Annotated in this window: 9 protein-coding genes and 1 pseudogene; 4 read left to right on the forward strand and 6 right to left on the reverse strand. The window is 49.2% G+C overall.

Annotated elements, in window-relative coordinates; genetic code table 11:
* Positions 1–487: 487 nt before the first annotated feature.
* Complete coding sequence (locus tag JI735_RS17235; RefSeq protein ID WP_202676230.1) at positions 488–3,073, reverse strand: helix-turn-helix domain-containing protein; 2,586 nt, start codon at positions 3,071–3,073, stop codon at positions 488–490.
* A gap of 307 nt (positions 3,074–3,380) precedes the next feature.
* On the opposite strand from JI735_RS17235, the gene JI735_RS17240 reads away from it, so the two are divergent.
* The 4 genes from JI735_RS17240 to JI735_RS17255 all read left to right on the forward strand — a co-directional run bounded on the left by JI735_RS17240 (position 3,381) and on the right by JI735_RS17255 (position 11,354).
* Entirely contained in the window at positions 3,381–4,946 is a 1,566-nt protein-coding gene (locus JI735_RS17240) for an extracellular solute-binding protein (RefSeq protein WP_039833694.1), read from the forward strand.
* A 23-nt stretch (positions 4,947–4,969) separates the two neighbouring features.
* Complete coding sequence (locus JI735_RS17245; RefSeq protein ID WP_039833695.1) at positions 4,970–5,869, forward strand: ABC transporter permease; 900 nt, start codon at positions 4,970–4,972, stop codon at positions 5,867–5,869.
* Between the two features lie 19 nt (positions 5,870–5,888).
* Positions 5,889–6,758 carry a carbohydrate ABC transporter permease gene (locus tag JI735_RS17250; RefSeq protein ID WP_020432009.1) on the forward strand — a complete coding sequence of 290 codons (870 nt, stop codon included), beginning with the start codon at positions 5,889–5,891 and terminating at the stop codon, positions 6,756–6,758.
* A 69-nt stretch (positions 6,759–6,827) separates the two neighbouring features.
* Entirely contained in the window at positions 6,828–11,354 is a 4,527-nt protein-coding gene (locus JI735_RS17255; RefSeq protein ID WP_202676231.1) for an OmpL47-type beta-barrel domain-containing protein, read from the forward strand.
* Positions 11,355–11,501: 147 nt separating this feature from the next.
* On the opposite strand, the gene JI735_RS17260 is transcribed toward JI735_RS17255, so the two are convergent.
* The 5 genes and pseudogenes from JI735_RS17260 to JI735_RS17280 all read right to left on the reverse strand — a co-directional run bounded on the left by JI735_RS17260 (position 11,502) and on the right by JI735_RS17280 (position 15,541).
* The gene (locus JI735_RS17260; protein WP_039833699.1) at positions 11,502–11,756 is read right to left on the reverse strand and encodes a hypothetical protein; all 255 of its coding nucleotides are present in this window, start codon (positions 11,754–11,756) and stop codon (positions 11,502–11,504) included.
* A 501-nt stretch (positions 11,757–12,257) separates the two neighbouring features.
* Positions 12,258–12,492, reverse strand: a pseudogene (locus JI735_RS35935) (aminoglycoside 6-adenylyltransferase).
* A gap of 334 nt (positions 12,493–12,826) precedes the next feature.
* Positions 12,827–13,795 (reverse strand): helix-turn-helix transcriptional regulator, encoded by a 969-nt coding sequence (locus JI735_RS17270; RefSeq protein WP_039833700.1) that lies wholly within the window; start codon positions 13,793–13,795, stop codon positions 12,827–12,829.
* A 273-nt stretch (positions 13,796–14,068) separates the two neighbouring features.
* Positions 14,069–14,341, reverse strand: a complete 273-nt coding sequence (locus tag JI735_RS17275) for a YidC/Oxa1 family membrane protein insertase (RefSeq protein ID WP_083886471.1) — start codon at positions 14,339–14,341, stop codon at positions 14,069–14,071.
* Positions 14,342–14,617: 276 nt separating this feature from the next.
* The gene (locus tag JI735_RS17280) at positions 14,618–15,541 is read right to left on the reverse strand and encodes a helix-turn-helix domain-containing protein (RefSeq protein WP_051051579.1); all 924 of its coding nucleotides are present in this window, start codon (positions 15,539–15,541) and stop codon (positions 14,618–14,620) included.
* Positions 15,542–15,785: the final 244 nt, after the last annotated feature.

Genomic DNA, 15,785 nt, shown 5'->3' on the forward strand with positions numbered 1-15,785 from the left:
ATTTATATGTTTTGGGGGAACTGACTTCCCCCTTATTTAACTGTAATACAGTGTGGGAGAATATGGATATACCGGGAGCCTCACAGGAATATCCGCGATGCAGGAGGATAGGGCTCCATCAGCGGACTGAAGCGGACTGAGGGGACCTTATTTTGCCAAAAATCTTACTTTTTCAGCAGTTACGGACTCAGGCGACGTTATAACGTTCGATGGAGCCTGGAATGAAGGGGAAAGGGATAAATAAAGGCATCTCAGTCCGTTAGTCCTGCGGAATAGCCGAATCTTCTATCCATAACGGCTCTCCTGTCCGTAACGGCTGCGGATCGATCGCGAAGGAATAGGGCGATCCGTCTTTACCGGCTTCTTCGCAGGTGCTAGTTGGAAAAAGGGAACTTATTTTTCCGGAAGTTAAGAAATCCTGAGAGTTAAGTGGAAAAAGTAAATCTAATTGGGCTACTTTTCTGGTCCAATGGTAAAATAAGCCGAATTAGTGTCCCTTTTTCCACTTCATCTGCCCGAGGATAGGGTACTCTGGCAAATTAGTTAACCTTTTTCCACTTAAAAAGTTGCCGTAGGATTCACGGGGAGTCGTTCTCCAGGTAACGCTAGAACCAAAGACAGCTGCGTTGTCCCATGGAGGACGGCACAGCCGTTTTTGTTCGCGCTTGAGGATGAAATCCGGAAGCGGCTGCACGTTCCGTGAAGAACGGCGCTGCCCTGCGGCAGTGATGCCAGCAGGCCAGCAGCTATTCCGCCTGCTCCTTCCCTGGGAGAGCAGCCGGTCTGCTGCCTGCTGCTGCCGGTATTGTCCGGGAGTTTGCCCTGTCCGGGCTTTGAAGATCTTATTGAAATAGCTTACATTCGCATACCCGACATCCCGGCAGATCTCCTCGATAGTCAGATCGAGCTGCAGCAGTTCCATGGCCCGCTTGATCCGCAGCTGGATTAAATAATCGTTAATCGTCATCCCTGTAGACTCCTTGAAGATACGGCTTAGATAGGAGGAGCTGCGCTGCACGTGTTCAGCAACCGTGTCTACAGAAATATTTTTATTAAAATTGACATCCATATAATCCGTTGCCAGCTGCAGGGTCACATCCGTCATCTTCGAACGTTTCTCCTTGTGGTAGGCGATGATTCTGCCGCACATGTCCAGCAGGCACTCTTCCATATCCGGCAGCGTTTCCGCACGCGACAGCACATCTGCGTAAGCCGGTCTGTCCCCGAAGACGGCGGACATGTCGCCACGGGTCTGGACAAGCGTCTTCATGATCTCCCCGCTCAGCTGAAAAAACAGCTGCTGGATATTCGCCTTCCCCAGCTTTCTGTCAATCGCCGTCCGGGTGATTTGCCGGATGGCACCAAAGCATTGCTCCTTGTCTGTCTGCAGCAAGGCCTGGAGCAGCTTCGTTTCCAGCTCATACGGATAATAATAAGCTTCTTCCTGTGACTTCCAATCGCCCAGGATGCCGTAGGGCAGAATTTCCCCCTTGCCGATGTACATTTTCAGATGGAGTGCTTCCAGGGTATCTTCGTAGGCTGAGCACACGCTTTGTTCACCACTATAATTCCGGCTGACGGCAATGGTCACGTTCATGCTGTACCGGGTCAGCAGAAGCTGCTTCAGCCGCTTGGCCTGTTCCAGCGGGAAATCGTCTTCCGCCGGAGGAACGCTCAGCAGGATAACGGTCCTCTTGTCATCCTTGGCGAAAATTTCGCCGTCGATATCGGCTCCAAGCTCTTCCATAAGCCCGTAACGGAACAGATAGAACTGGATACCGTCAGGCCCTTTTACCGGATAAGGCTCTTCCAGCTCAAGGGTCAGCACGGCAAACCGGGTGAAATCCAGACGGAGCCCCAGCAGCTCCGCTGCCTGATCCGTGCTGTCTCCCTGAATGAGGCCGTTCAAATATTTCTCCTTGATCGCTGTATGGTTATCGGTCAGAAGGGAATCCACCTTCCGCTTCTCCGTCATCAGGGTTTCCCAGTTGCGGACCAGCTGATCATAGATATGACGGATAAAGCCCGCTTCGTCGCCGGCGGGAAGGGGGCCGCCTGATCCGCCCCGATGGCCGGCCTCGGAACCGCCGATATAGGAGATCACGCTCTGCAGCGGGCGGTACAATCTTCTGGACAAATAAAAAGAAATCGCAAATGCCACCGTCAGGTAGGTAGCCGCAACAGTGACGACAATGAACTTGATCCGGTCCATCCCTTGCAGAAGGCTGGAGCGTTTGGTGATATCAACGAATCTCCAGCCTGTCAGTTCCGAGGTGGTGTAAGAGACGATCCGGTCGGAATCATCCATATAGTAGCCGCTTCCGCCGGTCAGGCGGGCAGGGTCCAGCTGCGCCAGCAGGGAATCCCCGTCAGCAGAATCGGAATAGAGCAGCTCAGAATGGGGCCCTAATACAAGAGTGGCTCCTTTTTTATTATGGTAATGGCTCAAATAGTCATCGAACAGCAGCTGCAGCTTCAGATTCATCACGATGGCGCCGTTCACCTGACCGATTAACGGCATCTTTTGCAGCAGGCTGGCGGCAGGCTGATCCGGCTCGAAGCCGTCCATCCGTCCGGTTAACCAGAGCGTGCGGTTGTCGGACTGCTGCTTCCAGACTTCCAGCCAGGAGCGGTCGGCAAAAGTGGAGATAGGAGAGGTCCGGATTTCGGGACGCGATGTCAGGACAAGCTCCAAAGGAGCGTAATACAAATAGATGGAATCAATGTAGGGACTGATTTTTTTCTGCGCCTCCACAAAATTGGATAAATCAATCATGGAGCTTACACTCAGCTTGCGGCTGCCATTAGTATGGTACAGATACGACTGGGTTGTGATCATGCCGGAGGCGGCATATTTGATCGCGGTCAGCTCTTTGTGAATAAGCTCCTGCTGCTGGGTCAGGATCGATTCATTGTATGCGATGGCATTCTGGATGCTGTTGTCCGCCGAAATGGAATAAGTGACCGTGGAGATGAGAATGACGGTGATCACGGCAATTGCGGTCAAGGAAAGAAGCAGCTTGACGAACATCGTGTTATGTTTGATCGAGCGGTATCCCGGCAATGCACTCACTCCACTTCTTAAGATGATTACGCTTTCAAATTCAAGCGGCAAAAACAAAACATCAATATGGGGATTATATCACAGAAGTGTCCTCCGGGAAGGGGAAGCCGGAAAAACATTAAAAAAACAGAAAAACATAATGCGGTTTCAGCCGCAGAAGTGGCCAAAAACATAAAAAGAATCGAAACAGAGGATTGTGTACTTTGGCGGAGAAGCTTATCGTAAATGTTGTAACCGCTACCATCACCCGGACCAAAGCCGGGCGGAAGTGAACATGGCGGTGAACATACTTGTTTTAATAGGGGGACTACCAGTGATGAAACTCAAGAAAGTCAGCAAAACCCTTCTACCCGCAATGTTGACAGCGGGCCTGCTGGCCGGCTGCGGCGGCAACGGCGGGAACAATGCGGCGGCACCGGATGCCAGTGCAGGCGCAAATGCCGGAACAAAAGCAGAAGCTCCGGTGGAAATTACCTGGGGCATCCATCTCCAGGCTCCGGGGGTTGTAGAAAACTCCCAAGTCCAGAAGTGGCTGGAAGAGAAGTTCAATGTAAAGATCAAGCCGGTAAAGGTAACTGATGCCAGTATTGCCTCCGGTGAAGTTCCCGATATCTTCATGCTTGGCGATCCCGCCAATGTGACGGCATATCAGAACCAGGGCGTCCTGATGAACCTGGACCAGAACATGCTGAAGGAAAAGATGCCGGAATATTACGCGGATATTGAAAAAAACAATGCGCTGTTCCAAACGGTGACTATTGACGATAAGCTATGGGCCATCCCCATGTTCATCGATTTGAAGCCATATGATTTGGGGATGCTCTGGCGCAAGGATTGGCTGGATAAGGTAGGCATAACGAAGGCTCCCGAGACGCTGGATGAGTTCGAGAAGGCCATCTATGCCTTTGCACAGAAGGATCCGGACGGAAATGGCCAAAAAGATACGTACGGCTTGACAGGTACGGCAACCTCCACCTGGTCATCCGGCTTCTACTCCATCTTCGGTGCGTTCGGTGTAGAGCCGACGATGTGGCATGAGAAGAACGGGGAGATCATGAACGGCTCTGTCATGCCGGAGACGAAGGAAGCCCTGGCTAAGCTGCGGCAGTGGTTCGCTGACGGGGTTATTGACCCTGAATTTATCACCGATACCCAGGATTCCTACCGCAAAAAACTCTACAATAACCGGATCGGTGTGATCGAGGAGCAGATTGCTAAGGGTGCGCTCCCGGATGCAGCGACCGTGACGGAAATGAAGTCCCTGAATCCGAGTGCGGAGCTGGTGTTCACCAAGAATCCGAAGGGTCCCGGCGGCGACGGCTCGTGGGATTGGGGAGTGAAGAGCAACTTTATCGTGATCAGCAACAAAGTGAAGGACCAGCCGGAGAAGCTCAACAAACTGTTCGAGATTCTGAGGGCAGAGAGCACTGACGAAGAAACCATCAATATGACCAGCCTCGGGGTGAAGGGAACCCATTGGGACTTTACGGAGAGCGGGGCGACTTCAGGAGCCACCCAGTTTAAGGCCGGCTTCGAGAAGGCAGAGGAACGCGACCAGGCCGGCATCCGGCTCTTCTCGCTCGGCAACATCACGACGCAGGCATACCGCGAGAAGTATTCCAATCCGGCTCTGAATGAAGCGATCAAAACCTATTCCTCCGCTCCCAGACAGACGGATGCGCTGTTGTTCTCGGCGCTGCCTTCCGACGGGAAATACAAAAACGACTTGACTTCACTGATGCAGAAATATTTCGCCCAGATCATCAGCGGTGAAATTCCGCTCGAAGATTTTGATAAGTTCGTTGCGGAATGGAAATCCAGAGGCGGCGATGAATTGACCAAAGAAGCCAACGAGATGTACCAGGCTCAATTCAAAAAATAAATAGGGTTTCAGGGGAGTGTAAGATGAAAACCATACGAAAGCATGGAGAATTATTGGCGCTGTTTCTGTTTGCCTTTGCGTTTTTCATTGTTTTTAAATATGGTCCGCTGTATGGCGTGGTCATTGCATTTAAGGATTTCAAGGTCGTGGATGGAATATGGGGGAGTCCGTGGGTAGGATTTCAGCATTTCCAGGAACTGTTTCAGAGCAGCGACTTTTACCGTCTTCTTAAAAACACCCTGCTTTTGAACTTTTATCAGCTGGTCTTTGCATTCCCGGCTCCGATTATTCTGGCGATTCTGCTGAACGAGGTCCGCTCCCGGTATTTCCAGAGATTCATTCAGACGACGATGTATCTGCCCCATTTCGTCTCCTGGGTAATCATGTCGGGTCTGCTCATCTATTTTCTGTCGCCGACTACAGGGATTATGGCTGACATCATGGGCTGGTTCGGAAAGGAGCCTATCTTCTTCATGGGCAAAAAGGAATATTTCCGGTCCATCGTCGTAGGCTCCTCCATACTAAAAGACTTGGGCTGGGGTTCCATCATCTATTTCGCCGCTTTGTCGGGGATTAACCCGGAAATTCAGGAATCGGCCATCATCGACGGGGCGAACCGCTGGCAGCGGATCATCCGGATCAATGTCCCGTCGATCATGCCTACCGTATCGATAATGTTCATCCTCAGCCTCGGCGGTTTCTTAAGTGCAAATTTTGAACAAATCATCAATCTGCTTAACCCGGTCACCTTTGAAACGGGCGACGTCATTGATACTTACGTCTACCGGGTCGGCCTGCAGCAATTCCAGTACAGCTACACAGCAGCTATCGGCTTGTTCAAGTCGCTTGTGGGACTTGTGCTCATTCTGGGTGCCAATCTGACCGTGAAGAAGCTGAGCAAAGGGGAAAACGGATTATGGTAGGAGCAGGAGGAAGTCAGTCATGAAGACGAGAAAATGGCAGGATCTTATTACACCCGCTATCATCTATTTGGTGTTATCATTGCTCGCGCTGATCGTCGTATACCCATTCATTCATGTTACGGCGGTTTCCTTCAGCGGACGCGGGGAAGCGCTCCGGAGCGGATTTCACTTTTTTCCGCGGGACTTCGAATGGAGGGCATACCGGGAGCTGCTGGAATATCCGTTCATTTGGTCGGGTTATGCCAATACCGTGTTCCGCATGGTAGTGGGAACGCTCTTGACGCTGCTGGTCACCGTCTGCGCCGCCTATCCGCTGTCACGCCCGGATTTTCCTATGAAGCGTGTCCTGATCATGCTGATACTGTTCACTATGATCTTTGAGGGGGGCATCGTCCCGAACTATCTGCTCATCAAAGAACTGCATTTGCTGAATTCGCGGTGGGTTTATGTACTGCCTACGGCAGCTAATGCCTTCCAGGTTCTGGTGATGCTCTCATTCTTCCGGTCCATACCGGATGCGCTGATCGAAGCGGCCCGCATCGACGGAGCCAGGGACATGCGGATCCTGTTCCGCATTGTGCTGCCGCTCTCCATCCCGTCCCTGGTGACGATTGGGCTCTGGTCGCTCGTTCACCACATCAATGCGTTTATGGATAATCTGCTGTATGTCACCGATCAGTCGAAGTACGTGCTGCAGCAAGTCGTCCGGCAGATTCTCATTGAGAATAAGCTGGACCCGTTCACTACAGCTACGAATCTGACACCTCCCGCACCGGAGAGTCTGAAGATGGCATCAGTGATCGTATGCTCCTTGCCGGTGCTTGTTCTCTACCCGTTCTTGCTTAAATACTTTGAGAAAGGAACGATGATTGGTTCAGTGAAAGGGTAAGCTCCGCTTCGAGGGAACCTCACGGTTCCCTTTCAGATACTCCAATCGATAAGGAGGTATGTAAATAAAATGAAGAAAAGAACGTTCATTGTCTTATCGATCATTGCGTTAATAGTAGGATGTTTCCCGGCCGCGGCGATTCAAGCAGAGGAGTCACACAGTTCCGAAGCAGTCTATTATGTATCTGAAAATGGAAGCGATTCCAATTCAGGGACCAAGGATAAGCCCTTCCTTACCCTGGAGAAGGCCAGAGATGCCATCCGCCAGCTGAAGCAGGGCGCAGGGCTGCCTGACGGCGGCGTTACCGTGTATCTGCGGGGCGGCACATACAACCGGACCGGAAGCTTCCTGCTGGAGGAGCAGGATTCGGGGACGGCGGACAAACCGGTTACCTATAAGGCTTATCCTGGCGAATCCGTGAGGCTGAGCGGTGGCCGGCAGCTCCAGAAAGGGTGGTTCACCCCGGTGACAGACCCGTCGGTCCTGAACCGGATCATCAGCACAGACGCAAGATCCAAAGTTCTGCAGGCAGACCTGAAGGGGCATGGCATTACCGATTACGGGGTCATGAGCCGCCATGGATATTACAAAGCCAACGATGTTAGCCAGACTCCGCCCATGGAGCTGTACATCGAAGGCGAAGGGATGACCCTGGCCCGGTGGCCCAACAAAGGGACGGTCCAGATGGGCAATATTATTGACCCCGGTCCGACCCGTAAAGATGCTGATCTGCAGACACGCGGAGGCACCTTTACGTACACCTATGAACGGCCTGATCTTTGGACCCAGGCGGATGATATCTGGCTGGACGGGATCTTCGGTTACAGCTGGGAATGGTCATATAACAAAATCGCTTCGATTGATACGCAGAACAAGTCCATCACGCTGGCTTACGGGGAGATGAGCGGACTTTTTAAAAACTGGTACCCGGACTTCCATTTCGCCCAGAACCTGCTGGAAGAAATCGACATGCCGGGAGAGTATTATATTGACCGGAGCAAAGGCAAGCTGTATTTCATGCCCACAGCAGCCTTCCAGGCGGCGAATCCGGAAATTACCGTGTCCATGCTGAAGACCCCCATGATCAGTACGTTAAATACGTCTTTTGTCACCTTTGAGGATCTGATTCTGGAGAATGGGCGGGATTCGGGGGCGGTCATCATGGGCGGCGACAGTGTCCGGCTGGTGCACTGCGAAATCCGCAACTTCACCGAAGGCGGCGTACGGATCAATACCCAGAGCCGCTGGCTGTACAATGACTTCGCCAAGGGCACAGGGGTTAACCATGCGATTGTCAGCACGCATATCCATCATGTCGGAGGAACGGGAGTCATACTGAACGGCGGGGACAGGCTGACGCTTGCGCCAGGCAATAATGTGGTGGAGAACAGCCATATCCATGATTTTGCCTATTACCATAAAGCGTACAACCCTGCTGTGATTCTGACGGGAGCAGGCAACCGCATTTCCCATAATGAAATTCACGATGCCCCGCATCCCGGCATTCTGATCTTTGGGAACGACCAGGTAGTGGAATACAACAACATCTATGATGTCTGCAAAACCTTCTCGGATCTCGGCGCGATCTACATGAATCTGGGCGCTGCGCCGCAGGAGCGGGGTTCGGTCGTCCGGGGGAATTACTTCCACCATATCGGGGAAAGCAAAGCCGGTGTGCAGGGTGTCTATCCGGACAATTTCACGATGGGGATGACGATTGAACAAAATATTTTCTACCGGATGGGCAATTCCGCCATTCTGAACAACGGCGGATCGCATATCCGCACCAAGAACAACCTCTTTATTGATTCCAAGGTTCCTTATGAGTACTCGGATATGTACTTGGGTGACGGACCGGAGCAGCAGATCAACAAAAACTATATGCAGCCGTGGCATGCCTTGTTCGAAAAATACAACAACTTCGCCGGCATGCCGCATCTGACCAAGTACCCGGAGCTGGCCGATTTCTTCACGGAGAACCGGTATTATCCTGACACCAACACATTCCAGAACAATGTGATCTACAATCCGACCAAAACGAGAGGCCCCAACTTAAATGAGAATGGAGCTTACGATAAGTTAAAACTGGTTCAATACGCGAACAACTGGGTGACGGACCGCGATCCGGGATTCGTAAACCTGGCGGGCGGCGATCTGAATCTGAAGGCGGATGCCGAGGTGTTCCAAAAGATTCCCGGCTTCCAGACGATTCCCTTCAGCGAGATGGGAGTCATAGGCAAGGCCGGCCCTTATCTGGCTCCGGATGTGATCCCTGTCAAAGGAGTCGTGCTGTATGAGGATGCGATAACTCTGGGTATCGGAAAATCATATACCCTGTACTCGGCGGTTCTTCCCTGGAATGCAACGAATAATAAATTGCAGTATACCTCCAGCGATCCTTCCGTAGTGAAGGTGGACGCAGACGGCAAGCTGAAGGGGGTTAATCTGGGGAATGCAGTCATCACGGCGGCCTCCGCAGACAACCCTCTCTTGAAGGACGAAGTCCAGGTGACGGTCGAGGTCGGAGACGGGATAATGGATGAAACGACTTTTGAGAACGGCCGGAACAGCTGGCCGATGGATGCGAACCGGACCATTGTGGAGACTGACGGCGGCAACCATATGTATAAGCTGCTGAAGGGTGCGACAACGCTGAACGAGAACGACTTCAGCAACTACGAGCTGACCTTCAAGCTGAAGACGCCTCCGGCGATCCCGGAATCGGCGACGCTCTATGTGTTCGACCGGCTGAATCCGGGCGGCAGCGGAGGCAGAATCGGATACAAGAAGCTGGCCGACGGAACCTCTTCCTGGATTCTCTATAATGCGGCCTGGGGTACGGTGAAGCAGAATACGCTGGCCACTCAGGACCTGCTGCCGGATACCGTCTACAACATGAAGATCATTGTCAAGGGCCACGAGATCAGTGTCTACCTGGATGGCAAGCTCAAGCTGAAGGGCGCTGATCCGACCTCTAATCCTTCCGGCAAAGTCGGCTTCTACGCCGGCGGCTTCGACTATCTCTTGTTCGACGACATCAAATTTACGGTGCCGACAAAGGATGTGGCTGGCTTGCTGCTTGATAAGAGCAGCGTCAACATGGTGATGAATGAGCAGCAGCAGCTGCAGGTCCAGTTCGACCCGTCGGACGCCGAGAACCGTGCTGTTGTCTGGAAGTCCAGCCATCCGGAGATCGCTTCTGTCGATGGGAACGGAACCGTCACGGCTCTGGGCACAGGGGAGGCTGTGGTAACCGTTGCCTCGTCCGTCAATCCGTCGGCTTCAGCCTCAGCCCGGATCGTGGTTTCGAATATCCTTCACTTCACGGATTACGATTCAGGAGCGAACGGATGGCCGGTAGATCCGAACCGCAGCATTGTGACGGTGAACGGAAACAAAATGTACAAAATACTGAAGGGGGCTTCCGCGCTTCATCCGAAGCTTTTTACGGACTACGATCTGACCTTCAAGCTAAAAACACCAGCGGACATGCCGGAGGCGGGTACATTTTATGTGTATGACCGTACCGCTTCCGGCAACTCCGGCAAGATCGCATACAAAAAATTGGCGGATGGCACCTCGCAGTGGATTTTGTACAGTCCGAATTGGACGGTGCTTCAAACCAAGAATTTTGCAGCCGCAGACCTGCAGCCGGATACGGAATACAACATCCGTGTTCTGGCCGAGGGTTCCAGCATCCGCGTATATGTGAACGGTGAACTGAGATTGGATGGTACAGATTCTGCCCATAACCCGTCAGGAACGGTAGGTTTCTACGTGGGCGGCTTCAGCGCAATGTGGATTGACGATGTCAAGTTTACAATGATTGACCGGGCCGCTCCCGTAACTACAGCCGTTATGACCCCTGCACTTCCTGACGGTTCGGACGGCTGGTATACACACCCGGTGACAATAGAGCTGAAAGCTTCAGATACGGATTCTGGTGTGACTGACACTGTATACACCGTAAATGGCGGTACAGATTGGCTGCCATACCAGGGGCCGATAACCTTCAGCCGGGATGGCCGCTATTCGGTACAGTACCGCTCGGTTGACTCCGCCGGAAATACGGGCGACATCCAGACCTTGAGCTTCAAGCTGGATGGCAGCGCCCCTGAACTAACCGTTGCGGAGCCGGCCGCGAGAGCTTATGCTGGCACGGAAACGCTGACATTATCGTGGACCGCCGCCGATGTCATATCCGGGGTGGCTGACGGCAAGACCGCTGCGCTGCTGGATGGTGAAGCGGTAGAGCAGGGGACTTCGGTTCCGCTGTACACGCTGGATCTTGGCAGCCACACGTTGGCCGTGTCCGCCAGCGATGGCGCGGGAAACACGCAGGAGCGCACAGTGACGTTCTCAACCTATGCCGACGTTCATTCACTGAAAGCGCTGGTCAGCCTGTTCAGGCAAAAATCGTGGATTGACAATCACGGCATTGCGAACAGTCTGAGCACGAAACTGGACCACGGTCAAGTGGAGGCCTTCATTCATCAGGTGCAGGCCCAAAACGGCAAGCATATCCAGTCCGAAGCCGCTTCCTATCTGCTGCGGGATGCGAACGATATCCTGGGAAGGGCTGGGACGCAGGACTAAGCTCGGGACCGGGTAATTAAAAACGGCTGCGTTGTCCTTCACGGGCAGCGCAGCCGTTCTGTGTTGGGGGGCTGGTGAACCTTGCGGCTTGCGTTACTCGGTCATAACTTCTTTTTAAAAAAAATGGAGTCGAATTGGTTGTCATACTTATACCATGAAACACCATCGAACGCCAAACTTATCAATATATGAGACTAAACATTCATTAAAGAATATTGGACCAATCGGGATAATTGTTTTGCTGCCTTCATTTATTACTTGGTAAGCTTCTCTTAAACCTGCTTCATTTTCAAAAACGGCGACCATTTCCATAGTGGAATCTCCAGTTGCCTCCTTAGTTCCACCAAAATCACTAAGCATTATCCTAGTTCCAAGAATGTGCATTTCCGCAATGAATAACAAATTTCTCAGGTTCCTTCTCAGAGTCGTACATAATTGAATCTAATTCAGATTTAAATGCCATTTTATAAAGTTCGATAGCCTTAGAACAATCACCATTTAAATATAATTGTGGTACTAACATTTGCCCATGATTGTGGAAATGCCGTTTTTCCGATGCTCATCAGGTACTCTAGATTTCCGTCGCGTCTTTCGGGAGCACCCGTACTCTCTCCAAATAGGCCAACACGTTGCTATGATCGCGGATAGGGTATTCATAGTTAAGCTTGTCCGCAAGCGACTGACCTACTTCTTTGGCAAGCCGAATCGTAACAAAAAGGGATTCTCATATTTCCGTGGAAGCCGGACCGCTGTAAGTACACTCGAATGAGTGCCATAGCTGCTCAGGAAGATAGTCTTTTCAGCCATTTTGAGGCTGACCCCAGAGACGCCCAGTTATGCTCCGCTCCAACATACCAGGATAACAGTTGCACTATCTTCAATGTGCTGGTTGACGGTATCCGCTCAGCGGAATGAAAGATCGATTCTTACTCCATCCGTAAAAAGCATAAGAAAAATGTATTCGTCCTCGCAGTCCGTCTTAATATCGTTCTGCTGCATCATAATCAGTTCACCAAATGATCCAATCCTGATAATCAACATAATACCGAGGCTCGGTGACAACAAATATTAGATCATAATCGCAAAAGATGTCCTTAGTCACATTCGGATTCACTAGCCCGAACCCTCTCAGCGGCATGAGCAAATTGTAATAGTTGATCGATAACTTCGGATTCTGTTCTCATTCGCAGCCTCCTGTGTTTGTTCGGTTGTTCGTCAGTTCCATCGCTGGAACGTTTCTCACCATATTCAGTTTTTTTAGCCTTCAGACCCCATGGTCTGTCAACCATGACGCATACAGGAGTATTGGCGGGATGGTTTCGTAAAACATGGATTCGTCATTCCCCATCCTCGGTTGTACCTGCTTAATCCGTTTTGACTGGCTTGGAGGTCATTATCTGTGAAGGAGCGGTGTCAGGATGTTATCAGATGTAGTAAAGCACCTATCGCATTGGGCAGGTGGTTTTTATTGATTATAACTTCCGTACTGGCCTGATATACTTCAAAAACCGCTCCGGATCGTGATAAACGTAAATAATTCTCCCAGGAGAAGTATCAAAGCAGTAACCCGTGTCTGCAAAATCAAAAGTTGCCATTGCCCTTTCCATCTTTTCCTCTACTCTACGATTTTCCTGCTCATAATTGAATGGCCCATGTTCAAAAACAATATACTCGGCTTCGAGAACATCAATCATAAGCATTTGTGGTGGTACTTCACCTTTAAAATCAAAAGGAAGACGTACACCAAAACACTCTGTACGTGCAATACCCCAATCGCAGAGTCTGCCATCCGGGTCATTAATGTAAGCCATAATCTGACCGCTGCCGCCGTTAGCTTCACTCCCGCCATCGTCATCCAATTTGCCCTTGATACTATCGAGTAAGCCGCAAATTGTTTCGCAGTCCTGTCCCGGAATAAGACTTTGCTTTTGCCAAAAATCCCAATACCCATTACTCTCATAGTTTTTAATGTGCAAAAATTTGTGTGCGGGAATGGTTACAAAATAAATGTTAACATCATCTGCAGATTTGATCATACCAATCTCTCCAAATCCGAAAAAGTAGCGGTCAAAAGAGTTTATTTTTGTACGAAGGGCGACAGGCATGGGCTTTTTTCGGTATTCACTTGGAGTTACACCATATGTTCCCTTGAAAGCCCTGGTAAAAGCTTCATGTGATGAAAAACCATAATCAAAAGCAATATACAAAATGCTTCTTTCACTATCCCGAACTTCTTTTAGTGCAAAGGCTAATTTTCTATGCCGCAGATAATCCCTAAATTGCATACCCGATATTTCCTTGAATTTTCTCGTAGTATGAAATTCGGAATAACCTAACTTGCGAGAAAGAAATCGTAGCGTTATTGCTTCACTGTTACGATTCTTAATACACTCGTCAATTTCATTAACGATTATTTGGATTTGCTTGTGCCACTCGTACATTCGACTGTTCACCTCGTTTCAACCACTCTATAGTCATTGTAGAGTAATGGAAATTGCATTGCTTGATTCTACTTGCGGAAAAGAGAAGATATTTTTTTCATTCGAATAAGCTTTTGAAATCTTTGCAATCTTTTCATTGAAAACTTGCCGCTACTTATGATACGGTTCCCCGCGCTGTCTCCCGCTAACTAGCCGCCAACATAAAAAACAGAGCATCTGAGGTCACGCCTCAGATGCCTTGTACTTTAGTATTGTTTTATGACTGGTTTAATTTTATAAATCTTCTATACCAATAGGTAGGTTTTTACTCGCTGCATTTGGCTTCGTGTACATTTTATTGAGTATGATCGTTTGCACGATAATGAATATACCGCCAACCGCCCAATATAATGGTAACGCGGCGGGCATCTGAAAAGAAAAAAAACCCATCATGACCGGTGACAACCATCCAATGAAAGCCATTTGGTTATTTTGATTTTGCTGAGCCTGGGCTGAAACGGATTGAGACACGCGGAACTGAAGGTAATACACCGCAGCGGCAGTCATACTGGGAAAATTTGAATAACGATTATACGTTAGAAAAACTGTGTGGTTTCACTAGCCTGCCTGTTAGTTTAATAGCTATTTGCCCCAATTCGGTATATGGCCAGTCTGAAATATCTCCTAGGTCAAAACCAACTCAATTAATTACTTGTTTGTTAGGAGCATCAATAATTCCTTTAACACTTGGTTTACTGAAATAATCTACCCTTCAACTTAATGCAAAATAGAGCGGCTACCGGGATTGCAAGCTGCACTTGTTTCATTGAACCAACTTTGAAATCATATTTTTGTCTCTAGTTTATTTAACTCAACGTTTACCCATCTGTTCTCGATATCGAATCCTCTTTGATTATTCCACTCTTTTATTTGAACAAAAGCTTCCTTAGCCTTCTCATATTGACCTATCTCCATTAAATGGAATGCTAAAGAATAACGTGCATCGATCATTTCAGGATCAATTTCAAATGCCTTGTTCCAATGCTCTGAAGCTTTATCGAACTGGCTAAGATGTTTATAGGTATCACCTGCATATACGTGCAGTATCGCATCATTCGGAAAAATAGAAAGTCCTTTTTCTGCGGTTTTTATTGCATTTTCATTATCACCAGCGCATTTGTATGCCGCCACTAAAGATGAATAATTCATAGGATCATTCGGTTCTTGTTCCAGGAGAGAAACATGCCGATTTATACTCTCTTCATGTCTGCCCAGCCGAGAAAGAAAAAGTATATATTGTCTTTGGTTTTTATAAAACGATACATCTTTTTGTTCTCTACCTTCCTCGTTCGCTTGTAAGTAATATGATTCTGCTATTTTCAAGTAGTACTGTGAACGTAGATCATTTAGATAAGCATAACTACCTAAATCTGTCGCTGCAGCATTCTTCTCTGAAATAAGTTTAGTATATTCCTTGTTTGCTAATTCAAAAGTTTCCGAATTATTAATGTCGCTTTCGTATTTCGACATAAGCCGCTCTGCTTTATTACGATAAGCTGGCATATTAGATTTAAAAAGATCATCAATTGTTACGCTAAAATAATCTGCTATTTCTGGTAGCACTGCAATATCTGGAACCGTAGTACCGCACTCCCATTTACTTACCGCTTGAAAGGTTATCCCGAGTGAATCAGCAAGTTGTTGTTGTGTAATATTTCTTTCATCACGCAATTTCCTGATATTTTGACCAACCGATATAATATTCATCTTGTCATCCTCCAACCCAGAAATATTGGAACAGCGCTGTTTCCACTTTTATTATATTAAGGTTTCATTTTGGAAACTATAACCGCCTAGGATAGCCGAACTCGCTTTAGGGTTGAGTTTATCGCTAAACTGCTGCCCGTTAACTTAATGAAGGGCCGGCAGTCTAAATAGTGTTTCTGAACAGTCTGAAAAAGTAAACTTATCTAAGTTGAACTTGATTTCTCAGTGTGGATGTCCGATTATC

This window comes from Paenibacillus sonchi (assembly GCF_016772475.1).
In the GTDB taxonomy this organism is placed as follows: Bacteria; Bacillota; Bacilli; order Paenibacillales; family Paenibacillaceae; genus Paenibacillus_AQ; species Paenibacillus_AQ sonchi.

Excerpts from the sequence above, each read along its gene's own strand:
- JI735_RS17280 (WP_051051579.1), bottom strand. The coding sequence starts at position 15,541 with ATGAATATTATATCGGTTGGTCAAAATATCAGGAAATTGCGTGATGAA.
- JI735_RS17245 (WP_039833695.1), top strand. The coding sequence starts at position 4,970 with ATGAAAACCATACGAAAGCATGGAGAATTATTGGCGCTGTTTCTGTTT.
- JI735_RS17240 (WP_039833694.1), top strand. The coding sequence starts at position 3,381 with ATGAAACTCAAGAAAGTCAGCAAAACCCTTCTACCCGCAATGTTGACA.
- JI735_RS17270 (WP_039833700.1), bottom strand. The coding sequence starts at position 13,795 with ATGTACGAGTGGCACAAGCAAATCCAAATAATCGTTAATGAAATTGAC.
- JI735_RS17255 (WP_202676231.1), top strand. The coding sequence starts at position 6,828 with ATGAAGAAAAGAACGTTCATTGTCTTATCGATCATTGCGTTAATAGTA.
- JI735_RS17250 (WP_020432009.1), top strand. The coding sequence starts at position 5,889 with ATGAAGACGAGAAAATGGCAGGATCTTATTACACCCGCTATCATCTAT.
- JI735_RS17275 (WP_083886471.1), bottom strand. The coding sequence starts at position 14,341 with ATGACTGCCGCTGCGGTGTATTACCTTCAGTTCCGCGTGTCTCAATCC.